Source organism: Luteipulveratus flavus (assembly GCF_029439465.1).
Classification (GTDB): domain Bacteria; phylum Actinomycetota; class Actinomycetes; order Actinomycetales; family Dermatophilaceae; genus Luteipulveratus; species Luteipulveratus flavus.
This window is the reverse complement of record NZ_JAROAV010000010.1, coordinates 74967-101021: the sequence shown is the minus strand read 5'-3', so window position 1 is coordinate 101021 and position 26055 is coordinate 74967. Positions and strand designations below refer to the sequence as shown.

The window sequence follows — 26055 nt, the reverse complement described above, 5'->3', positions numbered from 1 at the left end:
GTCAGTGCGTCTGGTCCAGCTTGTGCTCGGTCTCGCCGAGCTTGGCGGCGGTGTTGCGGAAGGACCACAGGATCGCCAGGAGGACGAGGAAGAAGCCGATGGCGATCAGGCCGTAGCCGATCGGCGGCATCGGCAGCTCGCGGCCGTGCTCGGCCTCGGCGGACGCGAAGGAGATCAGGGACGAGGACATGGCCGCAGCCTACTGGGTGACGCCAGGGAGCCTTCCAGGCGGTCGACTACGCTGTCCGCACTATGACTCCGCACATCTCGGTCGTCGTGCCGATGTACAACGAGCAGGACGTGCTTCCGCTCTTCGTGCAACGACTGCGGCCGGTGCTCGACGGGTTGGGGGTCGCCTACGAGGTGGTCGCCGTCGACGACGGATCCGCCGACCAGACTCCGGTGCTGCTGCAGAGGTTCCTGCGCGAGTGGCCACAGCTGCGGGTCGTACGCCTGCGCGCCAACTCCGGTCATCAGGCCGCGATCTCCGCGGGTCTGTCCAACGCGCGCGGCGACTGGATCGCCACCATCGACGCCGACCTGCAGGATCCCCCGGAGGTCCTCGGCGAGATGCTGACCGTCGGCGAGGCCCAGCAGGCCGACGTCGTCTACGGCGTCCGTACCGACCGGTCGACCGACAGCGCGTTCAAGCGCTCCACGGCGCGAGGGTTCTACACGCTGATGCGCGCCATCGGCGGCAGCGGGCTGCGGATGGACGCCGGCGACTTCAGGCTGATGTCCCGGGCGACGGTCGACGCGGTCAACGCACTGCCGGAGCACCATCGCGTGCTGCGGCTGGTCATCCCGACCCTGGGGTTCCCGGAGGCCGAGGTCGGCTACCGGCGCGACCACCGCGCCGCCGGCACCTCGAAGTACCCGCTGCACAAGATGCTCAAGCTGACCCTGGACTCGGTCACCGGGTTCAGCCTGGCGCCGCTGCGGCTGGCCACGTGGTTCGGCATGGGGGGCTTCGTGCTCGCCGCCGCCCTGCTGGCCTACGCCGTCATCAGCAAGATCGCCGGCAACCCGATCTCGGGCTGGACCTCGACCGTGGTCATCGTCGCCGGCTTCGCCGCGCTGCAGCTGCTGTGCCTGGGCATCCTGGGTGAGTACGTCGGCCGCATCTACGCCACGCAGCAGGCGCGGCCCACCTACTACGTCGCGTACGACTCCCTGCTGGCGGCGCCGCCCGAGCGCCGACCCGTGGCCGACGAGCCGGCGGCGCCGGCGCGGGCTACGGCCGACGTGCCCGGACCACGAGGCTGACGCCCGGCAGCCTCTTCACCGGGAGGTAACGCTCCAGCGTGACCACCCCGCGCAGCGCCGCGTTGACGATGCGCGGCGGGTCGTCGAGGTCGCTGCCGCTGCTGCTGCGTCGCTTGATGGCGACGGCGGGCCGCAGCAGCACCATCCACGAGGCGACGCTCTCGATCTCGAACCCGTTGCGGCGCAGCAGGTCCAGCAGACTCTCGCGGGTGTAGCGCCGGACGTGACCGACGGCCTCGTCGTGGGCCGACCACAGCCTGGGGTCGGCCGGCACCGCGATCAGGAAGCTGCCGCCCCGGCGCAGGACCCGCAGGACCTCCCGAGCGCTGGCGTCGTCGTCCTCGAGGTGCTCCAGGACGTCGAAGGCGACGACGAGGTCCAGGGACTCGTCCTGCAGGGGCAGCCGCATCGCGTCGGCACGCATCACCGGCAGCCCGCGCTCGTGGGCGACCTCGGCACCGTCCTCGCCGTACTCCAGCGGGCTGGCCGACCAGCCGTGCTCCACCAGGACGCGGGTGTTACCGCCGCCGGCGGCCCCGATGTCCAGGGCCCGCCCCGGAGTGAGCCCCTGGATCGCCTTGGCCAGCAGGTGCCGGCGCTCGGCGTACCACCAGTGCTTGTCCTCGAGCTGGGCCAGCTTGCGTACCTCAGTGCCTTCCATGACGCATACCGTAGACGTCAGCGCAGCGCCGGACGGTCAGACCCGGACCTGGCCGTCACCCTCCACGACCCACTTGGTGCTGGTGAGCTCCTGCAGGGCCATCGGACCCCGTGCGTGCAGCTTCTGGGTGGAGATGCCGATCTCGGCGCCGAAGCCGAACTCGCCGCCGTCGGTGAAGCGGGTCGAGGCATTGACGGTCACCACAGCGGCGTCCACCTCCGCGCTGAACCGCCGGGCCGCCCGGCGGTCCCCCGTGACGATCGCCTCGGTGTGCCGGGTCCCGAACCGGTCGATGTGGTCCAGCGCCGCGTCCAGGCTGGGGACCACGCCGACGCTCATCTCCATCGCCAGGTGCTCGGTGGCCCAGTCCTCGTCGGTGACGGGCTCGTACGACACGCCTGCGACCCGGGCGGCGGTGCTCGCGGCCTCGTCGGTGTGCAGCAGCACGCCGGCACCGGCCAGCTCGGCGAGCACCTTGGGCAGGAAGTCGCGGGCCACGGACTGGTGGACCAGCAGCGACTCGGCCGCGTTGCACACGCTCGGACGGTGCGTCTTGGAGTTCACCGCGATCGCCAGCGCCATGTCCAGGTCGGCCGCCGCGTCGACGTAGACGTGACAGTTGCCGACGCCGGTCTCGATCACCGGCACCGTCGCCTGGGTGACGACCGTACGGATCAGGTCGGCGCCACCGCGCGGGATCACCAGGTCGACCAGGCCCCGGGCGGTGATGAGGGCGCCGACGTCCTCGCGCCCGCCGTCGAGCAGCTGGACGGCATCGGCCGGTAGCCCCTGGGCGGACAGGGCGGTGCGCATCACGTCCACCAGTGCGGCGTTGGAGTCAGCGGCCGCGGACCCGCCGCGCAGGATCATGGCGTTGCCCGACTTCAGCCCGAGCCCGGCCGCGTCGACGGTGACGTTGGGACGGGACTCGTAGATCATGCCGACGACGCCCATCGGGACCCGCACCTGGCGGATCTGCAGCCCGTTGGCCAGGGTCGAGCCGCGCACGACGTCGCCGACCGGGTCCGGCAGCGCCGCCAGGTCGCGCAGCGCGTCCGCCACCGCGACGACCCGCTGCGGGGTCAGGCGGAGCCGGTCCTGCAGGCTCTCCGGCATCCCGGCCCGCGCGCCCCGCTCGACGTCCTGGTCATTCGCGGCGACGACGCGGTCGCTCGCCGCCTCCAGGGCGTTGGCCATGGCGTGCAGCGCCGCGTCCTTCTCGGCGCGCGGCAGCAACGCCAGCCGCCTGCTCGCCGCGCGGGCGGCCTTGGCGGCGCTGTCGATCCGTGCCTGGGAGCTCTGCATCTCTCCAGCGTACGTGGCCGTCGGCGACCGCCGCGAACCCCGCCGCCGGTGCGGGACGCTAGGCCGCCTGGCGGCGGCTGCGCATGACGCTGGTGACCATGATCCCGATGATCAGCGCGATCGAGATGTACCAGCTGTACTTGCCGATGAGGTCCACGACGTGCTTGGCCGGCTCACCGATGCGGTAGCCGAGGTAGAGGTAGACCGCCCGGTTGCCGAGCGCGCCGAGGAAGTCGATGAGCAGGAAGGTCCGCAGCCGCATCCGGGCGTTGCCGACGAAGGCGTACACGATGGCGCTCGGGATGAACGGGATGAACCAGACGAGGAGCAGCGCGGGCGCGCCGAAGCGCTCCGCCAGCCGCTCGGCGTGGTGGGCCGTGCGCGACGCCCACCGGGAGCGTCCGGCGATCACCTCGATGATGCCGTGCCCCCACAGCCGGCCCGCCCACCAGAAGATCCAGTCGAACTTCATCACCGACAACGACGCCAGCAGCAGCCCGAACCACCAGTACGGCTCGTCGCCGAGGCGCAGCTCGGCGCCGATGTCGACCATGGCGATCGACGACCCGTTGACCGCCGCCAGCGCGTAGGGGTTGAGGGCCAGGATCAGCGGGCGCAGGGGCAGGGTGACCAGGCCGTAGATGCCGATCAGCGAGATGGCGCCCCAGCACCACAGGTCGGCCCGGCCGGGCTTGCCCTTCCACGGCAGCCGCGGGTCGTCCCACCACTCCTTGCCCTCGGCGACCGACTCCTCGCCGGCGACCTCCGACGCGGAGGTGGCTCCCGCTCCGGCGGGACGGTCGAGGCGTCCGGCCTCGCTGTCGTCGGCAGTCATCTGCTCTCGCTCTTCTGTGTCGTCGGGGCGGCCGGTCGACGCCGCGGCCCGCGCAGGACCACCAGGTCGTCCCGGTGGACGACCTCGCGCTCGTACGCCGGCCCCAGGTCGCGGGCGAGCTCACGGGTGCTGCGACCGAGCAGCCGGGGCAGCTCTTTCGCGTCGTAGTTGACCAGACCACGGGCGACGACCTGGTCGCGGGTGTCGACCAGGTCGACCGGATCGCCCTCGCTGAACCGTCCGGACACCGCGGCGATGCCCGCCGGCAGCAAGGACTTCTTGCGCGCGGTCACCGCCTCCACCGCACCGTCGTCGAGCACCAGTCGTCCGCGAGGGGTCGTCGCGTGGGCCAGCCAGAGCCGGCGGGCACGGCCGCGGCCCTGCGTCGGGTGGAACAGCGTGCCGACGTCCGCACCGGCGAGGGCGTCCCTGGCCAGGTCGGTCGAGGTGAGGACGGTGGGGACGCCGGCGGAGGTCGCGATCGAGGCGGCCTCCACCTTCGTTTGCATGCCGCCGGTGCCGACGGTGGAGCCGGAACCCGCGATCTCGACCTGGGCGAGGTCGTCCACGCTGTGCACCTGCGGGATGCGGCGCGTACCGGCGCGGCTGGGCGGGCCGTCGTACAGCGCGTCGACGTCCGACAGCAGCACCAGGGCGTCCGCGTCCACCAGGTGCGCGACCAGGGCCGCGAGGCGGTCGTTGTCACCGAAGCGGATCTCGTGCGTCGCCACGGTGTCGTTCTCGTTCACGACAGGGACAACGCCCAGGTCCAGCAGACGTTCCAGGGTCCGCCGGGCGTTGGTGTAGTGGGTCCGCCGGGTGACGTCGTCGGCGGTGAGCAGGACCTGCCCCACGACCTGGCCGTACGTGGCGAACGACGCGGTGTACGCGGCGACCAGCGCGCCCTGCCCCACGCTGGCGGCCGCCTGCTGGGTCGCGAGGTCCTGGGGCCGCTTGGCCAGCGTCAGCGGCCGCATCCCGGCCGCGATCGCACCCGAGGACACGAGGATGACCTGGGACCCGGCCGCCCGCCGCTCGGCCAGGACCCCGACGAGGGTCTCCAGGCGCTCACGGCTCAGCCCGCCGGCGCCGTCGGTGAGGGAGCTCGACCCGACCTTCACCACGACACGGCGCGCCGCGGCGACGGCCGTGCGCGTGGTCGACTGGTCCTCACTCATCGCTCTCGAGCCTAGTTGTGAGCCGCGGCCGGCGTCGTCGGCGCCGTCAGTCCTCGTCGTCGATCTCGACCGCCGGGCGCTCGGTCCAGATCCCCGCCTCGCGCTCGGACTGCAACGACTCGCGGGCCTCGCGCTGCGCGTCCTTGCGGGAGTGGAACTCTTCCCGCTTCTCGGCGCGCGTCGGACGGTGGTGCTCGTCCAGGCGCAGGTCCGTGCCGCGCGCGCCGAGCAGCTCGGCACCGGCGGCCATGGTCGGCTCCCAGTCGAAGACGACGGCGTTGTCGACCGGGCCGATGAGCACCGTCGAACCGGCCACCGCACCCGCCTTGAACAGCGCCTCCTCGACGCCCAGCCGGTTGAGCCGGTCGGCGAGGTAGCCGACGGCCTCGTCGTTGCTGAAATCGGTCTGGCGGACCCAGCGGGTGGGCCGCTCCCCCACGATCCGGAAGACCTCGCCGTCCGCGGTGTTCTCGCGGCGTACCTCGAAGCCGCTGTCGTCGACCGCCTTCGGACGCAGCACCACCCGGCTCGGCGTCTCCACCTCCACCTCGGCACGGGCCTGGGCGACATGGCGGGCAAGGGCGAAGGACAGCTCCCTCAGACCCTGGTGGGCGACCGCGGACACCACGTGGACCTCCAGCCCGCGCGCCTCCAGGTCCGGGCGGACCATCTCGGCGAGCTCGCGCGCGTCCGGGACGTCCGCCTTGTTGAGGACCACGATGCGGGTGCGCTCGGAGAGGGGACGACCGCCCAGCGAGGCGTCCGGGACGTACTCGGCGAGCTCGTGCTCGATGACGTCCAGGTCGGTCATCGGGTCGCGTCCGGGCTCCAGGGTCGCGCAGTCGATGACGTGCACGAGGACGGAGCACCGCTCCACGTGCCGCAGGAACTCCAGCCCGAGCCCGCGGCCCTGACTCGCGCCCGGGATCAGGCCGGGCACGTCGGCGATGGTGTACCGCTGCGAGCCCGCCGTGACCACGCCGAGGTTCGGGACGAGCGTCGTGAAGGGGTAGTCGGCGATCTTCGGCTTGGCCGCCGAGAGCACCGAGACCAGGCTGGACTTGCCCGCCGAGGGGAAGCCGATCAGCGCGACGTCGGCCAGCGTCTTCAGCTCCAGGACGACGTCGTGCTCCTCGCCCGGCTCACCGAGCAGCGCGAAGCCCGGTGCCTTGCGGCGCGGCGAGGCCAGTGCCTTGTTGCCGAGGCCGCCACGGCCGCCGCGGGCGACGACGAACCGAGTCCCGGCGCCGATGAGGTCGGCGACCACCTCACCGCTGCGGTCCTTGACGACCGTGCCCTCCGGCACCGGCAGCACCAGGTCGTCGCCGTCGGCGCCGTTGCGCTCGTCCCCGGCGCCCGGTCGGCCGTTGGCGGCCTTGCGGTGCGGGCTGCGGTGGTAGTCCAGCAGCGTGGTCGACTGCGGGTCGACCTCGACCACGACGTCCCCGCCGCGGCCACCGTTGCCCCCGTCAGGGCCGCCGAGCGGCTTGAACTTCTCCCGGTGCACCGAGGCCACGCCGTGGCCGCCGTTGCCGGCCACCACATGCAGACTCACACGGTCGACGAACTGGGTGGCCATGGTTCTCCTCTCGGATGTGCCGGGCTCGCAGCACGAGCCTGGCACGGCGGCCTACGCCGCGGGAACAGACGCACGCGAGGGGCCGGCCGTACGGCCAGGCCCCTCGCGTGCGGAAAGAGCTGCGCTCAGGCAGTCGCGTCGGCGGTCTCCTGCGCGACGATGTTGACGACCTTGCGGCCACCCTTGGTGCCGAACTCCACGGCGCCCGGGGCGAGCGCGAACAGCGTGTCGTCGCCACCGCGGCCGACGTTCTGGCCCGGGTGGAAGTGGGTGCCACGCTGGCGGACGATGATCTCGCCGGCGTTGACCAGCTGACCGCCGAAGCGCTTCACGCCGAGTCGCTGTGCGTTGGAGTCACGACCGTTACGGGTCGAGGACGCACCCTTCTTGTGTGCCATCTCAGATTCTCCCTCAGGTCTCTCAGGACTCGATCGCGGTGACCTTGACGCGGGTCAGCGGCTGGCGGTGACCCTGGCGCTTGCGGTAGCCGGTCTTGTTCTTGTACTTCATGATCGTGATCTTCGGGCCCTTCTCGGCCTTCACGACCTCGGCCTTGACCGTCACCTTGGCGAGCTTGCTCGCGTCGCTGGTGATGGTGTCGCCGTCGACGAGCAGGAGCGGCGTGAGGTCGATGCTGTCGCCGGCCTCACCCTTGACCTTGTCAATGATGAGGACGTCGCCGACGGAGACCTTCTCCTGGCGGCCGCCCGCGCGAACGATCGCGTACACGTCTGTCTCACTCTCTAGTCGTTCAGGGTCTGTTCACGAAGAACGTGGGTGGTGTCCCGGCGCTGTGCGCGGGCGCTCGACCTGCCGGTGGAACAAGCATGGGCAGGTGGCGGCCGATGGGACGCACCGAGGGTCAAGACTACCCGGTACGCCCCACCGGAGCCAAACTCAGGCGTCGGCGTCCTCGCTCGGACCGCTCGTGCCGGCGCTGTCGCCGGGCTCGTCGGCGGTGCTGGCTGCGGTCACCGTGCTCGCGGGGGCGGCACCGGGAGGACCGGCGGGTGCGACGACCCGCGTCCGCTTGCGCCGCGGGCGGCGAGCAGGGGCCTCGGCCGCGACCGAGGCGACCACGGGAGTCGTCGCCGCGGGCGACTCGGCCGGCGCGGCGACCGGAGCGTCCGGGGTCGGGACGACGGGCGCCTCGACCACGGAGTCGACACCGGGCTTCTCGCCGGCGCTCATCGCCGCGGCGTGCGCAGCGGCCGCGATCTGGGCCGCAGTGCGACCGTTGGAGTCGACCTTCTCGGCCGGCTCCTCGGCGGGCTCCTGCGGGGCCACCTTGCCGCCCTTGCGGGAACGTCCCTTGCCGCCCCCACCGCCGCCGCCGTTGCCGCCGGAACCGTTGCCGCCACCGGAGCTGTTGCCACCCTTGTCGACCGGGTGGTCGTGGACGATGATGCCGCGCCCGCCGCAGTGCTCGCACGGCTCGGAGAACACCTCGATCAGGCCGGTGCCCACGCGCTTGCGCGTCATCTGGACCAGGCCCAGCGAGGTGACCTCGGCCACCTGGTGCTTGGTGCGATCGCGGCCCAGGCACTCCAGCAGACGCCGGACGACCAGGTCGCGGTTGGACTCCAGCACCATGTCGATGAAGTCGACGACGATGATGCCGCCGATGTCGCGCAGCCGCATCTGGCGGACGATCTCCTCGGCCGCCTCGATGTTGTTCTTGGTGACCGTCTCCTCCAGGTTGCCCCCGGAGCCGACGAACTTGCCGGTGTTGACGTCGATGACCGTCATCGCCTCGGTGCGGTCGATGATCAGCGAGCCGCCCGAGGGCAGCCACACCTTGCGGTCCATGGCCTTGGCCAGCTGCTCGTCGACGCGGTAGACGGCGAAGACGTCCTTCTCCCCGGTCCACTTCTCGAGGCGGTCGGCGAGATCGGGAGCGACCGAGCCGACGTAGTCGCTCACCTGCTCCCAGGCGTGGTTGCCCGCGACGATGAGCTTGGCGAAGTCCTCGTTGAAGACGTCCCGGATCACCCGGACGGTGAGGTCCGGCTCGCCGTGCAGCAGCGACGGCGCCGAGGCGGTCTTGGCCTTCTTCTGGATCTTGTCCCAGATCTTGGTGAGGCGCTCGACGTCGGCCTTCAGCTCGGCCTCGCTCGCGCCCTCGGCGGCCGTCCGCACGATGACGCCGGCGTCCTCGGGCACGACCTCCTTGAGGATCTTCTTCAGCCGCGCCCGCTCGGTGTCGGGCAGCTTGCGGGAGATGCCGGTCATCGAGCTGCCCGGCACGTACACCAGGTAGCGGCCCGGCAGCGACACCTGCGAGGTGAGGCGCGCGCCCTTGTGGCCGATCGGGTCCTTGGTGACCTGCACCAGCACGGACTCACCGGACTTCAGCGCGTTCTCGATGCGCTTGGGCCTGCCCTCCAGGCCGGCGGCGTCCCAGTTGACCTCGCCGGCGTACAGGACGGCGTTGCGCCCACGGCCGATGTCGACGAAGGCGGCCTCCATGCTCGGCAGGACGTTCTGGACGCGGCCGAGGTAGACGTTGCCGGCCATCGACGCCTGCTGGGTCTCGCGGGAGACGTAGTGCTCGACGAGCACGCCGTCCTCCATGACACCGATCTGGGTCCGGCCCTCGGCCTCGCGCACGACCATGGTGCGCTCGACGCTCTCGCGACGGGCGAGGAACTCGGCCTCGGTGATGACCGTACGGCGACGCCCGGCCTCGCGGCCCTCACGGCGCCGCTGCTTCTTGGCCTCCAGGCGCGTCGAGCCCTTGATCGAGGTGACCTCGTCGCGGGCCTTGCGCGGCTCCCGGACCTTGGTCACGGTGCCGGGCGGGTCCTCCCCCTCGGCCGGGCCGGAGCCGCTGCGACGACGGCGCCGGGTGCGTCGACGGGACGTCGACCCCGACTCCTCGTCGCTGTCACCGCCACCGTCGGAGTCTCCCCCGTCGGTGTCGCCCTCGGTCGCGGAGTCGTCGCCGTCCTTCGTGGTGTCCTTGGCCTTGCCGCCCTTGCCGGACTTCTTGGCGCCACCCTGCGAGCCGCCACCCTGTGAGCCGCTCCCCTGGGAGCCGCCGCCCTGCGGGCCGTCGCTCGAGGAGCTGTCGTCCTCCGCGTCGGTCTCGGTCTCCTCGTCCCGGCCGCCGGACCGCCGGCCCCGGCCACCCCGGCGACGCCGCCGGTTGCCCTGGTCGCCGCCCTCGGCGTCGTCGCGCTCCTGCGGGCCGGACGAGGAGTCCTCGTCGGTGTCCTCGTCGTCGAGGACGACCTCGGTCTGCCGGCGCGGAACGCGCTGCTCGAGGTCGGGAGCCTGGAAGAGCAGGCCGAACGCGGTCCCGCCGGCCGGCCCCGCTGCGGGCGCGTCCGAGGCGTCCGCCTGGGTCGCCGCTTCCGGCTGCTGTTCGTCCGAGGTGTCGGACTGGTCAGAGAAATCGAGGGTCAAAACCCCTCCTTCCGTCATCACGCGGGCGGTCCCCACAGCACAGGCCCGAGGGCCCGGCTCCCGCGTGTGCGGTGATGCACCCGCCCGGTCGCGGGTCGCGACGGGACGGAAGTCGTCTGCTACGTCGAGGTGGCTCGCGTCGAGCGCGTCACCGGAACAACGACGCCGAACGGCCCAGGTCGGCGGCTTCGCACGCGGGCGTCAGCCACCCGCACGGTGCGGGCTGCCGGATGAGGCGCGCGCTCGCGGTCGGGGCACGATCGGGGCGTACGAGGGCTGTGGTGCCTCGTACGACCGTTGGCCAGTATCGCACACCGGCGGTTGTCAAGCGGTTTCGAGCGGGTCCGACACGCTGCCGTCGTCCTGCAGCACGCCCTGCCGCAGCCGGGTGACCAGCGGCGAGCGGGGGACCTCCAGCCCACTCACCGCGCGCAACCCGTTCAGCAGGTCGTCGGGCCGGACGGCCGGCGTGGTGTGGCGCAGCGTCACCTCCAGCCGGCTGCCGTCGGCGAGCTCGCTCACCGCGGTGGCCAGGGCCGCGGCCCGGACGTCGAAGGTGCGCGGACCGCTCTTCATCATGCGGGTGACCTCGACCAGGCTCTCGGCGAGGAACGCCTGCACGGCGGCCCGCAGGTCGGTGGGGGCGACGGCCGCGAAGTCCAGCCGCCACTCGCTCGCCTGCAGGCGGTCGGCGAGGGCGCCGGGCTGCGCCTCGACGACCGACAGGATGTCGAGGCCGTCGGGCAGCGCCACGTCGAGCGCGTCCAGCACCTGCGCCGGCTCACGGCGCTCGCGCAGCTGGATCTCGAAGTACTCCGCCTCGCTCGCCGTCCCGGTCGGGGCCGCGTTGGCGTAGCTGATCCGCGGATGGGGGTGGAAGCCCGCGGAGAAGGCCATGGGCACCTGCGCCCGGCGCAGCGCACGCTCCAGCGCGCGTTGGAAGTCACGGGTGGAGGAGAACCGCAGCCGACCGCGCTTGGCGTACTGGACGCGCAGCTTCTGGACGGCCGGGTCGGGTGCAGGACCCTCGGGAACGCGCTTGGCCATGGGAGGAGAGCGTACGGCGGACGCGGGCTCAGGCCGGGGTCAGGTAGCCCCGCCGGTAGGCGGACGGCGAGATGCCGACGCCGGTGCGGAACTGCGTACGGAACGCCGCTGCCGTCCCGAACCCGCTCGCGGCAGCAACGCGGTCGACCGGCCAGTCGGTCTTCTCCAGCAGGTGCCGCGCGTGCTCGACCCGCCGGCCGGTGATCCACTCCCCCGCGGTCTGACCGGTCTCCTCGCGGAACCGGCGGGTGAAGGTGCGCACGCTCATCCCGGCGTGCTGGGCGAGCCGGGCCAGCGACAGGTCCTCCTCGAGATGCCGCAGCGCCCACTCGCGGGTGGACGCGGTCCCGCCCTCACCCACCGCCGGCACCGGGCGGTCGATGAACTGCGCCTGCCCGCCGTCCCGCCAGGGTGCGACGACGGCGCCGCGGGCCACCCGGTTGGCGACCTCGACGCCGTGGTCGCGCCGGACCAGGTGCAGCAGCAGGTCGATGCCGGCCGCGTTGCCCGCGGAGGTCAGCACGTCGCCGTGGTCGATGAAGAGCACGTCCGCGTCGAGCTCGATGTCGGGGAAGCAGCGGCGGAACGCGTCGGCGTGCGCCCAGTGCGTGGTCGCCCGACGCCCGTCCAGCAGGCCGAGCGCAGCCAGGACGAACGCGCCGGTGCAGATCGACACCCAGCGCGCTCCCGTCGGGACGAGGGCGAGCGCGTCGCGGATCGGCTGCGCGAGGGCGCCGGTCTCCATGACGGAGTGCCACGGCGTGCCCACGATCACGACGGTGTCGGCCGTCCGCAGCGCCTCGTGGGGGTGCGTCGGCAGCACCTGGTACCCCGCGGACGTCGTGATCGGCCCGTCGTCGACGGTGCACATCAGCACCTCGTACGGCCGCGGACCGCCGTCAGTGGGCCGCAGCGCGTCAGCAGTGAGGAACCGGTGCGGCAGCCCCAGCTCGAACGCGACGGAGTTCTCCAGCGCGAGGACCACCACCTGCTCGGTACGGAGCGTGCGTGTCATGGCCTGATTCTTTCACACCGTGGCCCTCCGGCCACTTCCTGCGGACGGGCTCGTCCGGCACGCTGGTCGGGTGACGACGACCACCTCCCGGCGCGTCCACCCTGCGTGGTGGATCGCCCTCGCGACCTTCCTCACGATCATCGGCGCGGCCGGCTTCCGGTCGACGCCCGGCGTCCTGATGGAGCCGCTGCACGAGGAGTTCGGCTGGTCGCACGGCGTGATCGGCTCGGCGGTGTCGGTCAACCTGGTGCTGTTCGGGCTCACCGCGCCGTTCTCGGCGGCGCTGATGGAACGGTTCGGCGTACGGCGCGTCGTCACGGGCGCGCTGCTGCTGGTGAGCATCGGTTCGCTGCTGCCGGTCTGGATGACGGCGTCGTGGCAGCTGGTCCTGTGCTGGGGCGTCCTGGTGGGGCTCGGCACCGGGTCGATGTCCATGGCCCTGGTGGCGACCATCACCAGCCGCTGGTTCGTGGCCCGGCGCGGGCTCGTCTCCGGCATCCTCACGGCTGCCGGTGCGACCGGCCAGCTGATCTTCCTGCCGGTCCTCGCCCGCCTCGCCGAGGCACACGGCTGGCGCTGGGCCGCCCTGCTCACCGCCGGCGTCGCGCTGCTGGTCGTCCCGCTGGTGCTCTGGCGGATGCACGACCACCCCGGCTCGCTGGGCGTCACGGCCTACGGCGAGCCCGCCGACGCACCGGTGAGCCCGCCCCCGCCGCCCGCGACGGGGATAGCGGCCCTGGCGCTGCGGACCCTGCGCGACGCGGCCCGGCAGCCCATCTTCTGGCTGCTCGCCGGGACGTTCGCGATCTGCGGCGCGAGCACCAACGGCCTCGTCGGAACGCACTTCATCCCCGCGGCTCACGACCACGGCATGTCGGAGCCGACCGCCGCGAGCTTGCTGGCTCTGATCGGCATCTTCGACGTCGCAGGCACGGTGTTCTCCGGTTGGCTGACCGACCGGGTCAGCGCCGGGGCGCTGCTCGCGGCGTACTACGGCCTGCGCGGTCTGTCGCTGTTCCTGCTGCCCGCGCTGTTCGCGGTGCACGTCCAGCCGAGCATGTTCGTCTTCGTGCTGTTCTACGGACTGGACTGGGTCGCGACGGTCCCGCCCACGATGGCGCTGTGCCGCCAGTACTTCGGCGAGCGGGCTCCCATCGTGTTCGGCTGGGTGTTCGCCTCGCACCAGATCGGCGCCGCGGCCGCCGCCGTGCTAGCCGGCTCCGTCCGCGACCGCCTCGGCAACTACGACCTGGCCTGGTACGTCTCCGGCGGCCTGTGCCTGCTGGCGGCCGGGATGTGCCTGCTCATGGTCGGCGGCCGGGCTCGGGGGGACGGCGTCGTCGGACGAGCTGCGTCGTGGTGCCGTGGCCGCAGAGGTCTGAGCGGGTCTGCGACGCAGGTCGTACGACGGTCGGGCCCGTGGGCGCAGGACCCGGCCCCTGCTGCCGCAGCACGCTGGACGCATGACTCAGCCAGCTGCCCACAGCCCCGCACCGGCGCCGCCGGTGGCCGCGGGACTCGCCGCCCACGACCTCGTCAAGACGTACGCCGGCTCCGGTGGACCGCCGGCCCTCGCGGGAGTACGGCTGCTCGTACGGCCGGGCGAGGCGGTCGCCGTCATGGGCCCGTCGGGATCAGGCAAGACCACGCTGCTGCACGTCCTCGCCGGGATTCTCACCCCGGACACCGGCCTGGTCACCCTGGACGGCCACCCGGTGTCCGACGCCTCGGACGGCACGCGCACCCGGCTGCGGCGCGACACGTTCGGCTTCGTGTTCCAGTCCGGTCAGCTGCTGCCGGAGCTGCCGGCCCTGGAGAACGTCGCCCTCCCCCTGATGCTCGCCGGCGTCGACCGGCGCACCGCCCAGGCGCGCGCGGCCGAGCTCTTCGCCCCGCTCGGGCTCGCCGGTCTCGAACGCCGCCGGCCTGGTGAGCTGTCCGGCGGACAGGCCCAGCGCGTGGCGATCGCCAGGGCCCTGGTGGGGCGTCCGCGCGTGGTCTTCGCCGACGAACCGACCGGTGCCCTGGACCAGCGCACCGGGGCCGAGGTCATGCACCACCTCACAGCGCTCACCGGGACCCTCGGCGCTTCGCTCCTGCTCGTGACGCACGACCAGCACGTCGCCGCCTGGTGCCACCGCACGCTGCACATGCAGGACGGCCACATCGTCCGGGAGACGCGATGAGCGTCGCTGCCGCGGTCCGGGTCGGACGTCGGGCGGAGCAGCTCACCCGCGGCACCGGTCGCCTGCCGAGCACGCTGGCCGTCCTGGCCTTCGCGGTCGCGACGGCCGCCCTTCTCGTGACGATCTCGGGGGTGCACGCCTTCTCCGTACGCGACGAGGCCGCGCCTCCCGACGATGTCGGGGACCTCTACGTCGGGCTGGCGTTCTGCGCGGCCGGCCTGCTCCTCGCCCCGGTCCTGACCCTCGGCGGCGTCGCGGCCCGCCTGACGGTCGGGCGCCGTGACCGCCGCCTCGCCGCCCTTCGTCTCGCCGGTGCCACGCGCGCCCAGACCACGGCCATCACGCTGGTGGAGTCCGGCCGGCTGGCGCTGATCGGAGCCGTCGCCGGCGTCGGCCTGTACCTCCTCGTCCTGCCCGGGCTCGGCCGAATCTCTTTCCAGGGCAGGCCGTTCGGGTTCTCGAACCTGCTGGTGCCGCTGTGGTGGGTACCCGTCGCCGCACTGACGGTCGTCGCGCTCGCACTCCTCTCGGGTGTGCTCGGCCTGCGCCGCGTCAGCATCAGCCCCCTCGGTGTCGCGCAGCGCACCCGTCCGCCCGGCATGAGGGTGGTGCGGGTCGTCCTGACCGTGGTCGCGGGGGTGCTCTGGCTCGCGGTCGCGTCGAGCCTGCGGCAGGCGGGCACGGGCGTCGTGATGATCGTCGTCGCCGCGATGGTCGGCGTCCTCAACGTGGTCGGACCGTTCGTCATGATGCTGCTCGGTCGCCTCGTCGCCTGGCGAGCGCGGACGCCGCAGACGCTGCTGGCCGCCCGCCGCATCGTCGACGACCCGAAGGCGACGTGGCGATCCGTCGGGGCGCTCGGGCTCGCGATCGTGGTCGCGGGCGTCGGCGGGGCCTTCGCCTCGGCCGACGCGCACGACGAGGCGCAGCGCATCGTGCTCCACGACATGGGCACCGGTGCGCTGGTCACGCTCGGGATCATCGCGGTCATCGCCGCGACGTCCACCGGCGTCGTCCAGGCGGCCCGGGTGATCGACCGCCGGCACGAGCTGTACGCGCTGAGCCTGACCGGCGCCGAGCCCGGCCTGCTGGTGCGGGCCTCCCGGCGTGAGACCACGCTGCCGCTGGCGATCACGGTGTGCCTCGCCGCGGTGATGTGCGCTCTGCTGATCGTGCCGTTCGGAGCGGCGACCAATGCCGGGGCGCTGGTGTGGCTGGGCGGGGCCATCGTCGGCAGCGTCGCCCTGATGCTGGCGTCCGTCACGAGCACCGCCCCCCTGGTCCGGAAGGCCGCGGCCGGCACCGACTAGACCACGGTGAGCGGCAGCAGCTTCTTACCTGTGGGGCCGACCTGGATCTCGGTACCCATCTGCGGGCACACGCCGCAGTCGAAGCACGGCGTCCAGCGGCAGTCCTCGACCTCGGTCTCGTCCAGGGCCTCCTGCCAGTCCTCCCAGAGCCAGTCCTTGTCCAGACCGGAGTCCAGGTGGTCCCAGGGCAGGACCTCGGCCTCGCCGCGCTCGCGCGTGGTGTACCAGGCGACGTCGACCGGCTCGTCCGCCAGCGCAGCGTCCGCCGCGCGCATCCAGCGCTCGTAGGAGAAGTGCTCGCTCCAGCCGTCGAACCGGGCCCCGTCGCGCCATACGGCCTCGATGACCTTGCCGACCCGTCGGTCACCGCGCGAGAGCAGGCCCTCGACGATGCCGGGCTCGCCGTCGTGGTAGCGCAGCCCGATCGCCGCCCCGTACCGCTTGTCCGAGCGCAGCGCCTCCTTGAGCTTGCCCAGCCGGGCGTCGGTCTCCTCGGAGCCGAGCTGCGCGCACCACTGGAACGGCGTGTGCGGCTTGGGCACGAACCCGCCGATCGAGACCGTGCACCGGATGTCCCGGCGGCCGCTGACCTTGCGGCCGGTGTCGATGACCCGCTTGGCGAGGTCGGCGATCTGCAGGACATCCTCGTCGGTCTCGGTCGGCAGACCGCACATGAAGTACAGCTTGACCTGGCGCCAGCCAGCGCCGTACGCCGCGGCGACGGTGCTGATCAGGTCCTCCTCGGTCACCATCTTGTTGATGACCTTGCGGATGCGCTCCGAGCCGCCTTCTGGGGCGAAGGTGAGGCCGGAGCGGCGGCCGTTGCGGGTCAGCTCGTTGGCCAGGTCGATGTTGAACGCGTCGACCCGGGTCGACGGCAGCGACAGCCCGGTCTGGGTGCCTTCGTACCGGTCGGCGAGGCCCTTGGTCACGTCGGCGATCTCGGAGTGGTCGGCCGAGCTCAGCGAGAGCAGACCCACCTCCTCGAATCCCGTTGCGGCCAGGCCCTTCTCGACCATCTCACCGATACCCGTGATCGACCGCTCCCGCACGGGACGGGTGATCATGCCGGCCTGGCAGAACCGGCAGCCGCGGGTGCAGCCGCGGAAGATCTCGACGGACATCCGCTCGTGCACCGACTCGGCCAGCGGCACCAGCGGCTGCTTCGGGTACGGCCACTCGTCCAGGTCCATGACGGTGTGCTTGGAGACTCGCCACGGGACGCCGTGCGCGTCCGCCGCGGGTGCGACGCGCTTGATCCGGCCGTCGGGCAGGTAGTCGACCTCGTACAGCGAGGGGACGTACACGCCGCCGGTACGCGCGAGCCGCAGCAGCAGCTCGGCCCGGCCCCCCGGACGGCCCTGCGACTTCCACTCCCGGATCAGGTCGGTGATCGTCAGCACGGCCTGCTCGCCGTCGCCGATGACGGCGGCGTCGATGAAGGTCGCGACCGGCTCGGGGTTGAACGCGGCGTGCCCACCGGCGAGGACGATCGGGTCGTCGTCGCCGCGGTCGGCCGCGTGCAGCGGGATGCCCGCGAGGTCGAGCGCGGTGAGCATGTTGGTGTAGCCCAGCTCGGTCGAGAAGGAGACGCCGAGGACATCGAACTCGCGGACCGCGCGGTGGCCGTCCACGGTCAGCTGCGGGACGTCGGCGTCGCGCATCGCCTGCTCCATGTCCGGCCAGACGGTGTACGTCCGCTCGGCGAGGGCGTCCGGGCGCTCGTTCAGCACCTCGTACAGGATCATGACGCCCTGGTTCGGCACGCCGACCTCGTAGGCGTCGGGGTACATCAGGGCCCACCGGGTCGTGAGCTCCTCGCCGTCCGGCCCGTGGCCCCCGCAGTGCCAGTCCTTGACCTGGCTGTTGAGCTCACCGCCGACGTACTGGATCGGCTTGCTCACCGACTCCAGCAACGGCTCCAGGGCAGCGAAGAGGGACTCACCAGACATGGGTTCCAGGGTACGACCGACCCGGCGGGCCTGCCGAATCCCCGCTCATCGCTCGGTCGCGAGCGCGCCGGCGAACCCGAGCATGACCAGGCCGGTCCCGGCGTCGACCAGCCGACGGACGCGGGTACGGCGCAGCCACCGGCTCGCGGCGTCCGCGCCGAGGACCAGGCCGACCAGGACGACGGTGCCGATCAGCATCAGGGTGAACGCGTACGCCAGCAGCTCGCCGAGCCGCGCATCGGCGCCGACGAACTGCGGCAGCACCGCGAGGTTGAACATCAGCACCTTGGGGTTGGTGATGTTGCACAGGAACCCCTGGCGGAACGCGGCCAGCCGGCTCGTACGGCTCCGCCCCGACGCGCTCCAGCCCTCAGGGTCGTGCCGCCAGGCCGCGCGCAGCGCGATGACTCCGAGGAAGCACAGGTAGGCCACACCGGCCCACCGCACGACGAGGAACACCTGCTCGGCGCGGACGAGCAGGGCACTCAGACCGCTGGCCACGAGAACGCCCTGCACGGCGTTCGCGGCGCTGATCCCCGCCAGCGTCGAGAACCCGCGGGCACGACCGCCGGCGACGGTGTTGCGCAGGGTCAGCAACGAGTCCGGGCCGGGCGCGAAGGCGAGGGCGGCCGCGAAGGCGACGAAGGCGGCGTACTGGCTCACCCGACGAGGGTACGGACGCCGCCCGGGCCCTCCCACCGACCGTCCACCAGGTGGAGGGCGGGTGGAAGGCCGGGAGGATCAGTCGACGTACAGGCCGTCCAGCTCGGTGCGGTACTTGCCCGTGACGACCTTGCGCTTGAGCTTCAGGCTCGGCGTGATCTCGCCGTCCTCGATGGTCAAGTCGCGCGGCAGGATGATGAACCGCTTGATCTGCTCCCATCGGTTCAGCTTGGTGTTGAGCTCGTCGATGTGGCCCTGCACCATCGCGCGGCAGGCGTCGGAGGTGACGATCGTCTGGTAGTCGGCGTCCTGCATGCCGTGGTGGGCGCCCCACTCCACGATCCCGTCCTCGTCCAGGGTGACCAGCGCGGAGACGAACTTGCGCCCGTCGCCCTCGATGACCAGCTGGGAGGCGTAGGGGCAGATGCCCTTGAACAGCGACTCGATGACGCTCGGCGCGACGTACTTGCCGTTGGAGGTCTTGAACAGGTCCTTCTTGCGGTCGGTGATCCGCAGGTGCCCGGTCGGCAGCAGCTCGCCGATGTCGCCGGTGTGCAGCCAGCCGTCGACCAGCGCCTCGGCGGTCGCGTCGTCCAGCCCGCGGTAGCCCTGCATCACGCCCGGGCCCTTGACGAGGATCTCGCCGTCCTCGGCGATCTTCACCTCGGTGCCCGGCAGCGGCCAGCCGACCGTGCCGATCTGGTTCGCGCCGGGGTAGGGGCGGTTCACGAACGCGGCGGCGCTGGTCTCGGTCAGACCGTAGCCCTCCAGGATCGGCAGGCCCATCGCGTCGAACCAGCGCGCGACGTCGGGGTTGAGCGCGGCCGAGCCGGAGATGAAGAAGCGGACGCGTCCGCCGAAGCGGTCGCGGATCTTGTGCAGCACGAGCTTGTCGGCGACCGAGTGCTTCAGCGCCAGCGCACCGCCGGGCTTGCCGCCGTCGGCCCGCACGTTCGAGGCGTCCGTGGCCACACCGGAGGCCCAGTCGAACATCTTCGCCTTCGCGCCGCCCTCGTCGGCCATCATCGTGGTGATGCGGCCGTAGACCTTCTCGAAGATGCGCGGCGCGGCGCCCATCCAGGTCGGCTTGACGACCGGGAGGTTCTCGATGATCTTGTCGACCCGGCCGTCGATCGCGGTCGGGAAACCGATCTGCAGCGGCAGCGTCAGCAGCATCTTGCCGAAGACGTGCGCGAGCGGCAGCCACAGGAACTGCAGGTCGTCCTGGTCCAGCAGCCCGGTCGCGTCGACCGCCGCGGCCTCGTACGCCCACGCGTCGTGCGGCAGCTGGACACCCTTGGGACGGCCCGTCGTGCCGGAGGTGTAGATCAGCGTGCTGAGGTCCTGGGAGCCGATGCCGGCGATCCGCGCGTCCAGCACGTCGGGCTGCTCGGAGAGCAGCTGGGCGCCCGCGGCCTCGAGGTCGGCCAGACCGATGACCCAGTCGCCGTCGCCCTCGCCGTCGAAGAGGACGACCTTGCGGACGTCCGCGACGGACTCGCGCAGCGTGCGCAGCTTGGTGGCCTGCTCGTCGTTCTCGGCGAAGACGACCTTGCTGCCCGAGTCGGCGAGGATGTACTGGACGTCCTCGGCCGTCGTCGTCGGGTAGATCGTCGTGGTGGCGCCGGCCGCCAGCATCACGGCGAGGTCGGCGAGCACCCACTCCAGCCGCGTGCTCGAGGCGATCGCCACGCGGTCCTGCGGCTCGACGCCGAGCGTCACCAGACCGGCGCCGATGCGGCGAACCCGCTCGTCGACCTGCGCCCAGGTCAGCCAGCTCCAGCCCTCACCGTCGGGGTGACCGAACGCCTTCTCGCCCGAGGACGCCGCCACGCGGTCGACGAACAGGTGCGCGACGGACTGTGCCCGTTGGTCGACGACTGACTGGTCGTACTGCTCGTCGTTGAGCGACATCGCCATGGTGGGAACTCTCCTGCTGGTCGGTCGGGTGGCGCAAGCATGCCAGTTGTTACTGGCAGGTCACCACGGAGCCGGGTGATCCGTCCGAACGGATCACGTCGTGGACGTGAGGACGGCGCGGGCGGTGTCGACGTCCCGACCGATCTGGGTGACCAGGGCCTCGATCGACTCGAACCGGTCGTTGCCGCGCAGCCGGCGGACGAACTGCACGCTGACCCGCTCGCCGTACAGGTCCAGGTCGTCGCGGTCCAGGACGTACGCCTCGACGGTGCGCGCGACGTTCTCGAAGGTGGGGTTGGTACCGACGGAGATCGCCGCCGGCATGCGGTGCTCCGGGTCCGACTCCGGCAGCGCGTGCCGGATCAGCCGGCCGGCGTAGACGCCGTCGGCCGGGACCAGGCCCGAGGCGTCCTGCGAGAGGTTGGCGGTCGGGTAGCCGAGCTCGCGGCCGCGCTGGAGCCCGCGGACGACCGTGCCGGACACATGGTGCGGACGGCCCAGGATCGCGGCTGCGCCGGCCACGTCGCCGTCGCCGATCAGCTGACGCAGCTCGGTGGAGGACCACCGGTGGTCGGTGCCGACGTCCTCGAGCGCGAGCACCTCGAATCCGTACTGGGTACCCAGCTCGCGCAGCGTGCCGATGTCGCCGGAGTTGCGGACGCCGAAGCGCGTGTCCTTGCCCACGATGACCGCCGTCGCCTGGAGGGCGTCGACGAAGACGGCCTTCACGAACTCCTCCGGCGTCTGCGCGGCGAGCTCTCGGGTGAACGGCATCAGCAGCACCGCGTCGAGCCCGGCGGCCTCCAGCAGGTCGAGCCGGTCGGCGGTGCTGGTGAGCATCGGCGGAGCGCTCTCGGGGTGCAGGACCGCCAGCGGGTGCGGCTCGAACGTCACCGCCACGGCGCGGGCGCCGCGAGCGCGGGCCTGCTCGACGACGGTCGCGAGGACCGAGGCGTGGCCGCGGTGGACGCCGTCGAAGTTGCCCAGCGTCAGCACCGTGGGCCCGAGATCGGCGGGGACCTCGGACAGGTCGGTCAGGCGGAGCACGGCGGCCACTCTACTGGCTCGTACGCGGGCGAACGGGGTCGGCTCCGCGCCGCTCACAGCGGGAAGACCACGTGCGAGCGGGCCAGCCGGTCCGACTCGTCCAGGATCGCGACCAGGTCCTCACCGGCCAGAGCCGCCACCGGGTCACGGTGCCCGGCCGCGGAGGTGAGCCGCTTGCCGTGCCGGATCGCCGCCGCCTCGGGCGGGGTGACCTCGCGGACCGGCAGCTGCCGGCGTGCGGCGGTCGCGAGCGGGATCACCGGCAGCGCCGCGCCCTGCTCGGCCAGGGACTCCAGGTCGGCCAGCGGGGCCGCCTCGTCGAGCCCGAAGGAGCCCACCCGGGTGCGTCGCAGGGCGGTGAGGTGACCGCCGACGCCCAGGGCCGAGCCCAGGTCGCGAGCCAGCGCGCGGACGTACGTCCCCGAGCTCACGTCGACCTCGACGTCGAGGTCGAGGACCGCGCCGGTCTCGGTCGTGACGGCGCGGCGATCCAGCACGTCGAAGCGGTGCACGGTCACCGGTCGGGCGGGCAGCGCGACGTCCTCGCCGGCACGGGCGCGGGTGTAGGAGCGCACGCCCTTGATCTTGATCGCACTCACCGCGCTCGGCACCTGCTCGATCGCGCCGGTCAGGCGCGCGACCGCCTCCTCGATCGCCGCGTCGGCCACGCCGGCGGCGTCCCGAGAGGCCGTGATCTCACCCTCCGCGTCGTCGGTGAGGGTGCTCTGGCCGAGCCGGATCGTCGCGGTGTACGTCTTGTCGCACCCGACCAGGAAGGTCAGCAGCTTGGTCGCCTTGTTGACCCCGAGAACGAGCACACCGGTCGCCATGGGGTCCAGCGTGCCGGCGTGCCCGACCCGCCTGGTGCGCGCCAGCCGCCGGGTCCGGGCGACCACGTCGTGGCTGGTCCATCCCGAGGGTTTGTCGACGACCAGGAGCCCGTGGACGAGGGTCGCGTCCGCCAAGCCCGCCGGCGACGCCGAGCCGTCGTCACCGGCGGTGCGCGAGGGCGTCGTCACGGGGTGCCGGCCGGGGGTTCCTCGCCGGGCTTGCGGTACGGGTCGGCCTCGCCGGCGTACGTGGCGTCGGAGGCAGAGCGGGCCAGCTCCGCGTCCCGCTCGCGTGCGTCGCGCAGGGCCTGCTCGATGGTGGCGGCACCCTCGGGGATCGCGTCCGGGATGAACTCCAGCGTCGGGGTGAGCCGGATGCCCAGGCCCTTGCCGACGGCGGAGCGGATGCGCCCCTTGTTGTCCTCCAGCGCGGCGGCGGTGCCGGCGCGCTCGTCGTCGTCGCCGAAGACGGTGTAGAACACCGACGCCTGCTGCAGGTCGCCGGTCACCCGGACGTCGGTGACGGTCACGAAGCCGACCCGCTCGTCCTTGAGACGGAACTCGAGGTACTCCGCGACCAGCGACTTGATGCGGTCTGCGACCTTACGGGCGCGTGCAGGGTCAGCCATGGTTCCTCCTGGCGTCGATGGGTTCAGCGCCTGTCAACCCTAGGCGATCCGGACCGGCCGGCCGAACCCGCTCCGGTCGTCCCGGTCGAGCCCTGCCTCACCCCTTGCGAGCGACCACCACGTCGCGGTCGATCGAGGCGTCCACCCGGTGGCGGAACCGGTCGTCGGCGGGGTCGCCCACCACCGTGAGCCCGTGCCGCTCGAGCAGGTCGGCGAGCTGCTCCGGAGCCGCCACGTGCCGGTTGTAGGACATGCCGACCGCTCCCCCGGTCCGCAGCACCCGGACCCATCCGGGTAGCGCGGACTCCAGCAGCTCCAGTGGGTTACGGGCGATCCGGTCGCCGTGCGAGCCGTGCTGGACGCCGTACGGGGTGTCGGTCACGACCACGTCGACGCTCGCGCCGCGGACCAGGCCGTCCAGCCGGGTGGTGTCGGTGCCGAGGTAGGTCAGGTGCTGCGACCTCCCGGCCTTGAAGTCCTCTTTAGTGGGCGCGACCTCGACGTCCATCCGGCGGCCGCGGTGCTCGCCGCCCGTGCGGATCGACCCGGTGCTCACCGTGTGCTTGAGCCGGTGCTGACGCATCCAGGTCTTCAGGAACGTCTCGTACGCCTCGAGGTCGTGCTTGTCGACGTCGACGCCGGTCACGTCCAGGCCGTACGTCAGCGCCAGGTTGAGCGTCGTGCCGCGACCGCACATCGGGTCCAGGACCGCAAGAGTGCCGTCCAGCAGCCGCTCGGGGCGGGTCGTCGCCGCGGCCGTGACGTTGAGGAGCAGCCGGGTGAGCTGCTCGTTGGTCTTGCCCGGGTACTTCTGGATGGTCAGCAGGTCGCTGGGGTACCGGTCGAGCCGCTCGGCGCGCACCGGCCTCAGCAGGTCGCCCAAGCGCTCGTACACGGCGTGCACACCCGAGGCGTTGGACAGCGCCCGCAGCGCGGACCCGCCGAGATCGCCCGCGCGCACCCGGACGTACTCCACGTCGGCCACCCGGACCGGCTCCACCTCGATCTCACCGTCGACGAAAGCATCTGCGAGACAACGGATCTCGGCCGCCATCAGGCTCGGGGCAGCGTCAGCGTAGACGCGGTTGGCCGACGGCGCGATCAGCAGCAGGAACTCGGCGGCACCGCGCTCCTCGGTGGGGCCGCTCATGCCTCGTACGCCCGCAGGAACGTCTCGACGCCGGCCTTCACCACGCGCCGCACGACCGGCGCGGACGTGGGCTTCGTCCCGAACTCGCTGATGTCGTCGAGCTCGGCCCGCGACAGCGCGATGAGCTGCTTCGCGGCAAGCACGGGGTCCGGCACGCGCAGCAGTCCGGCGTTGCCCAGCATCGCGAGCCGGCCGGCGAGGGCCTCGATCACCGGGTCGTGGGCCGCCTCCCGGACGACCGCGTAGATCTGCGGGTCACGGCCGACCTCCGCGTTGATCGTGCGGGCGAGCGAGGCGGCGCAGTCGGTGTGCCACGCCTCTACGAGGTCGGTGGCCGCGGTCACCAGAGCGGCCCGCCACTTCTTCGGGGAGACGTCGAGGCCGTGGACGGCCCGGACCGCGTCATCGCTCACCTGGCGAGCGACCGCCCCGACCCACACCTGGAACAGCTGCTCCTTACTCCCGAAGTGGCTGTAGATCGTCGGCTTCGACACCTGGGCGGCCCGGGCGATCGCATCGACGCTGGCGCGCTCGTAACCGTGCTCGCCGAAGACCGGTCCCGCGGCGTCGAGGATCCGCTGCCGCCGATCGGTCGTGGGCCGCGGTCGTGCCGGTGCGGTGCTCATGCCTTGCATCGTAGGCCACTTGTCTAAACCACACCGTTCAGTTTAGTTTCGGGCAATGCCAGTAAAGACACGTCCAACCGACGCGGTGCCCTCCGAGCCTCGACTCGACCGCGCCACCCTCGTCCTCGTCGCCACCATGGCCGTGGCCGCCTTCATCGCCGTGCTCGACGGCACGGCGGTCGCCGTCGCGCTGCGCGACCTGCAGCACAGCCTCGACGCCGGCGTCTCCAGCATCGTGTGGGTGACCACCGGCTACCTGATGGCCGCCGGCCTGGCTCTCCCCCTCGTCGGCTGGGCCACCGACCGGTTCGGCGGCCGACGCGTGTTCCTCACCGGCCTCGGTGTGTTCGTGACCGGTTCGGTCCTCAGCGGCCTCGCGTGGTCGGTCGAGAGCCTGGTCGCCTTCCGCGTGCTGCAGGGGTTCGGCGGCGGGCTCCTGGAGCCGGTGTCGCTCGCCGTCGTCGCCGGCGCCGCGCCTCGCGCCGTGGTCGGACGGGTGATGGGACTCATGTCGCTGATCATCAACATCGCCCCGGTGCTCGGTCCGCTCGTCGGCGGGGTCCTCGCGGGCAACGGGCTGTGGCGATGGATCTTCCTGGCCAACCTGCCGCTGGGAGTGGTCGTGGCGAGCCTGGCCGTGCGGTCCCTTCCTCGTACACCGCCCGCGCGGGCGGGCCTGCGCGCCGACGCCCGCGGGATGCTCCTCCTCTCCCCCGGGTTCGTTCTCGTGCTCGTCGCGGTCAACCGCTGGGGCGACGGCGCCGGGGCCGCCCTGCCGCTGGTGATCGCTGTCGTCGGGGCCGTGCTGCTCGCGACGTACGCGCGGCACGCCCTACGTACCGACGCCCCGGTGCTGGACCTGCGGCTCCTCGCGGCGCCGGCCTTTGCCCGCGCGCTGCTGATCATGGGCCTGGTCGGGTTCATGATGTACGCGATGCTGACCGGGCTGCCGGTCCTGGCCGAGCGCCGATACGGGCTGGAGGGACTGTCGCAAGGAGTCCTGGTGACCGGTCTCGGCAGCGGTCTGATGGTGTCGATGTCGGTCGCGGCGCGCATCAGTGACCGCGTCGGTCCACGGCCGCTGGTTCGTGGCGGTGGAGCGACCATGGCCCTCCTGGTCGCTGCCGTGGCCGGGGTCCACGACGCCTGGGCGCTGCCCGCGCTCGTGGTGCTGCTGATTCTCACCGGGCTCGCCTTCGGCGCGATCGCCTCGCCGACGTTCTCCAGCGTCTACCGCACGCTGACACCCAAGGACGCGGCGCAGGGGACGACGGCACTCTTCATTACCGTCCAGCTGGCTGCATCCTTGGGTGTCACCGTGCTCGGGCTGCTGCTGAACCGGCTCGCCGATCCGTTCGGGGTCCTGTTCGCGGTGCTGGCCGGGGCTGCCCTCGTCGCGGGCGTCCTCGCACGAGGGCTCCCCGGCCGCCCGGGCGCGCCGTCCTGAG

23 protein-coding genes and 2 pseudogenes are annotated in these 26055 nt (G+C 72.2%); 6 read left to right on the top strand and 19 right to left on the bottom strand.

All coding sequences use genetic code 11. The features are described from left to right. Position 1: 1 nt before the first annotated feature. Positions 2-190 carry a hypothetical protein gene (locus P4R38_RS03575; RefSeq protein WP_277191082.1) on the bottom strand — a complete coding sequence of 63 codons (189 nt, stop codon included), beginning with the start codon at positions 188-190 and terminating at the stop codon, positions 2-4. Between the two features lie 62 nt (positions 191-252). Between P4R38_RS03575 and P4R38_RS03570 the strand changes: the two genes are divergently transcribed. Continuing rightward, positions 253-1266 carry a glycosyltransferase family 2 protein gene (locus P4R38_RS03570; RefSeq protein ID WP_277191081.1) on the top strand — a complete coding sequence of 338 codons (1014 nt, stop codon included), beginning with the start codon at positions 253-255 and terminating at the stop codon, positions 1264-1266. Here P4R38_RS03570 and P4R38_RS03565 read toward each other — a convergent pair. The 10 genes from P4R38_RS03565 to P4R38_RS03520 form a co-directional block, all read right to left on the bottom strand. Next, the gene (locus tag P4R38_RS03565) at positions 1235-1927 is read right to left on the bottom strand and encodes a class I SAM-dependent methyltransferase (protein WP_277191080.1); all 693 of its coding nucleotides are present in this window, start codon (positions 1925-1927) and stop codon (positions 1235-1237) included. The genes P4R38_RS03570 and P4R38_RS03565 overlap by 32 nt on opposite strands. A 36-nt stretch (positions 1928-1963) precedes the next feature. Beyond that, positions 1964-3232, bottom strand: coding sequence for a glutamate-5-semialdehyde dehydrogenase (locus P4R38_RS03560; RefSeq protein ID WP_277191079.1), 1269 nt, complete (start codon positions 3230-3232; stop codon positions 1964-1966). 58 nt (positions 3233-3290) lie between these two features. Further along, positions 3291-4067: a DedA family protein gene (locus tag P4R38_RS03555; protein ID WP_275240475.1), complete on the bottom strand. Its 777-nt coding sequence runs from the start codon at positions 4065-4067 to the stop codon at positions 3291-3293. After that, on the bottom strand, positions 4064-5245 hold the full coding sequence (proB, locus tag P4R38_RS03550; RefSeq protein WP_277191078.1) for a glutamate 5-kinase: 1182 nt from the start codon (positions 5243-5245) through the stop codon (positions 4064-4066). Before proB ends, P4R38_RS03555 begins: the two co-directional genes overlap by 4 nt. A 46-nt stretch (positions 5246-5291) precedes the next feature. After that, the gene (gene obgE / locus P4R38_RS03545) at positions 5292-6824 is read right to left on the bottom strand and encodes a GTPase ObgE (protein WP_275240478.1); all 1533 of its coding nucleotides are present in this window, start codon (positions 6822-6824) and stop codon (positions 5292-5294) included. A 125-nt stretch (positions 6825-6949) separates the two neighbouring features. Continuing rightward, on the bottom strand, positions 6950-7222 hold the full coding sequence (gene rpmA / locus P4R38_RS03540) for a 50S ribosomal protein L27 (protein WP_275240479.1): 273 nt from the start codon (positions 7220-7222) through the stop codon (positions 6950-6952). A 22-nt stretch (positions 7223-7244) separates the two neighbouring features. Further along, the gene (gene rplU / locus P4R38_RS03535; RefSeq protein WP_275240481.1) at positions 7245-7553 is read right to left on the bottom strand and encodes a 50S ribosomal protein L21; all 309 of its coding nucleotides are present in this window, start codon (positions 7551-7553) and stop codon (positions 7245-7247) included. A gap of 168 nt (positions 7554-7721) precedes the next feature. Then, positions 7722-10232: an Rne/Rng family ribonuclease gene (locus P4R38_RS03530; RefSeq protein ID WP_409201232.1), complete on the bottom strand. Its 2511-nt coding sequence runs from the start codon at positions 10230-10232 to the stop codon at positions 7722-7724. Between the two features lie 324 nt (positions 10233-10556). Further along, positions 10557-11279: a TIGR03936 family radical SAM-associated protein gene (locus P4R38_RS03525; RefSeq protein ID WP_277191077.1), complete on the bottom strand. Its 723-nt coding sequence runs from the start codon at positions 11277-11279 to the stop codon at positions 10557-10559. A 28-nt stretch (positions 11280-11307) separates the two neighbouring features. Next, the gene (locus P4R38_RS03520) at positions 11308-12294 is read right to left on the bottom strand and encodes a GlxA family transcriptional regulator (protein WP_277191076.1); all 987 of its coding nucleotides are present in this window, start codon (positions 12292-12294) and stop codon (positions 11308-11310) included. A 19-nt stretch (positions 12295-12313) separates the two neighbouring features. On the opposite strand from P4R38_RS03520, the pseudogene P4R38_RS03515 reads away from it, so the two are divergent. The 4 genes and pseudogenes from P4R38_RS03515 to P4R38_RS03505 form a co-directional block, all read left to right on the top strand. Beyond that, positions 12314-13591 (top strand): annotated as a pseudogene (locus tag P4R38_RS03515) (MFS transporter); the annotation flags it as partial. A gap of 166 nt (positions 13592-13757) precedes the next feature. Continuing rightward, positions 13758-14252 (top strand): annotated as a pseudogene (locus tag P4R38_RS03510) (ABC transporter ATP-binding protein); the annotation flags it as partial. Next, positions 14253-14480, top strand: coding sequence for a hypothetical protein (locus P4R38_RS20025; protein WP_346770736.1), 228 nt, complete (start codon positions 14253-14255; stop codon positions 14478-14480). After that, entirely contained in the window at positions 14477-15790 is a 1314-nt protein-coding gene (locus tag P4R38_RS03505) for an FtsX-like permease family protein (protein WP_277191074.1), read from the top strand. The genes P4R38_RS20025 and P4R38_RS03505 overlap by 4 nt, the downstream gene beginning before the upstream one ends. Here P4R38_RS03505 and P4R38_RS03500 read toward each other — a convergent pair. The 8 genes from P4R38_RS03500 to P4R38_RS03465 form a co-directional block, all read right to left on the bottom strand. Further along, complete coding sequence (locus tag P4R38_RS03500; protein WP_277191073.1) at positions 15787-17742, bottom strand: TIGR03960 family B12-binding radical SAM protein; 1956 nt, start codon at positions 17740-17742, stop codon at positions 15787-15789. The genes P4R38_RS03505 and P4R38_RS03500 overlap by 4 nt on opposite strands. Before the next feature lie 45 nt (positions 17743-17787). After that, entirely contained in the window at positions 17788-18405 is a 618-nt protein-coding gene (locus tag P4R38_RS03495) for a LysE family translocator (RefSeq protein WP_275240493.1), read from the bottom strand. Positions 18406-18483: 78 nt separating this feature from the next. Beyond that, positions 18484-20325 (bottom strand): AMP-dependent synthetase/ligase, encoded by a 1842-nt coding sequence (locus tag P4R38_RS03490; protein WP_277191072.1) that lies wholly within the window; start codon positions 20323-20325, stop codon positions 18484-18486. Between the two features lie 93 nt (positions 20326-20418). Then, entirely contained in the window at positions 20419-21372 is a 954-nt protein-coding gene (locus P4R38_RS03485) for a bifunctional riboflavin kinase/FAD synthetase (protein ID WP_277191071.1), read from the bottom strand. A 53-nt stretch (positions 21373-21425) separates the two neighbouring features. After that, positions 21426-22337, bottom strand: a complete 912-nt coding sequence (gene truB / locus P4R38_RS03480; protein ID WP_277191207.1) for a tRNA pseudouridine(55) synthase TruB — start codon at positions 22335-22337, stop codon at positions 21426-21428. A 50-nt stretch (positions 22338-22387) separates the two neighbouring features. After that, entirely contained in the window at positions 22388-22831 is a 444-nt protein-coding gene (gene rbfA, locus P4R38_RS03475; protein ID WP_275240499.1) for a 30S ribosome-binding factor RbfA, read from the bottom strand. A gap of 97 nt (positions 22832-22928) precedes the next feature. Next, positions 22929-23981 (bottom strand): TRM11 family SAM-dependent methyltransferase, encoded by a 1053-nt coding sequence (locus tag P4R38_RS03470; RefSeq protein WP_277191070.1) that lies wholly within the window; start codon positions 23979-23981, stop codon positions 22929-22931. Then, entirely contained in the window at positions 23978-24607 is a 630-nt protein-coding gene (locus P4R38_RS03465; protein WP_277191069.1) for a TetR/AcrR family transcriptional regulator, read from the bottom strand. The genes P4R38_RS03470 and P4R38_RS03465 overlap by 4 nt, the downstream gene beginning before the upstream one ends. 85 nt (positions 24608-24692) lie before the next feature. Between P4R38_RS03465 and P4R38_RS03460 the strand changes: the two genes are divergently transcribed. After that, positions 24693-26054 (top strand): DHA2 family efflux MFS transporter permease subunit, encoded by a 1362-nt coding sequence (locus P4R38_RS03460; RefSeq protein WP_277191068.1) that lies wholly within the window; start codon positions 24693-24695, stop codon positions 26052-26054. Position 26055: the final 1 nt, after the last annotated feature.

Bases quoted from the DNA above. Each gene is read 5' to 3' on its own strand.
- P4R38_RS03575 (WP_277191082.1), bottom strand. From the start codon at position 190: ATGTCCTCGTCCCTGATCTCCTTCGCGTCCGCCGAGGCCGAGCACGGC.
- P4R38_RS03570 (WP_277191081.1), top strand. From the start codon at position 253: ATGACTCCGCACATCTCGGTCGTCGTGCCGATGTACAACGAGCAGGAC.
- P4R38_RS03565 (WP_277191080.1), bottom strand. From the start codon at position 1,927: ATGGAAGGCACTGAGGTACGCAAGCTGGCCCAGCTCGAGGACAAGCAC.
- P4R38_RS03560 (WP_277191079.1), bottom strand. From the start codon at position 3,232: ATGCAGAGCTCCCAGGCACGGATCGACAGCGCCGCCAAGGCCGCCCGC.
- P4R38_RS03555 (WP_275240475.1), bottom strand. From the start codon at position 4,067: ATGACTGCCGACGACAGCGAGGCCGGACGCCTCGACCGTCCCGCCGGA.
- proB (WP_277191078.1), bottom strand. From the start codon at position 5,245: ATGAGTGAGGACCAGTCGACCACGCGCACGGCCGTCGCCGCGGCGCGC.
- obgE (WP_275240478.1), bottom strand. From the start codon at position 6,824: ATGGCCACCCAGTTCGTCGACCGTGTGAGTCTGCATGTGGTGGCCGGC.
- rpmA (WP_275240479.1), bottom strand. From the start codon at position 7,222: ATGGCACACAAGAAGGGTGCGTCCTCGACCCGTAACGGTCGTGACTCC.
- P4R38_RS03525 (WP_277191077.1), bottom strand. From the start codon at position 11,279: ATGGCCAAGCGCGTTCCCGAGGGTCCTGCACCCGACCCGGCCGTCCAG.
- P4R38_RS03520 (WP_277191076.1), bottom strand. From the start codon at position 12,294: ATGACACGCACGCTCCGTACCGAGCAGGTGGTGGTCCTCGCGCTGGAG.
- P4R38_RS03505 (WP_277191074.1), top strand. From the start codon at position 14,477: ATGAGCGTCGCTGCCGCGGTCCGGGTCGGACGTCGGGCGGAGCAGCTC.
- P4R38_RS03500 (WP_277191073.1), bottom strand. From the start codon at position 17,742: ATGTCTGGTGAGTCCCTCTTCGCTGCCCTGGAGCCGTTGCTGGAGTCG.
- P4R38_RS03490 (WP_277191072.1), bottom strand. From the start codon at position 20,325: ATGGCGATGTCGCTCAACGACGAGCAGTACGACCAGTCAGTCGTCGAC.
- rbfA (WP_275240499.1), bottom strand. From the start codon at position 22,831: ATGGCTGACCCTGCACGCGCCCGTAAGGTCGCAGACCGCATCAAGTCG.
- P4R38_RS03470 (WP_277191070.1), bottom strand. From the start codon at position 23,981: ATGAGCGGCCCCACCGAGGAGCGCGGTGCCGCCGAGTTCCTGCTGCTG.
- P4R38_RS03465 (WP_277191069.1), bottom strand. From the start codon at position 24,607: ATGAGCACCGCACCGGCACGACCGCGGCCCACGACCGATCGGCGGCAG.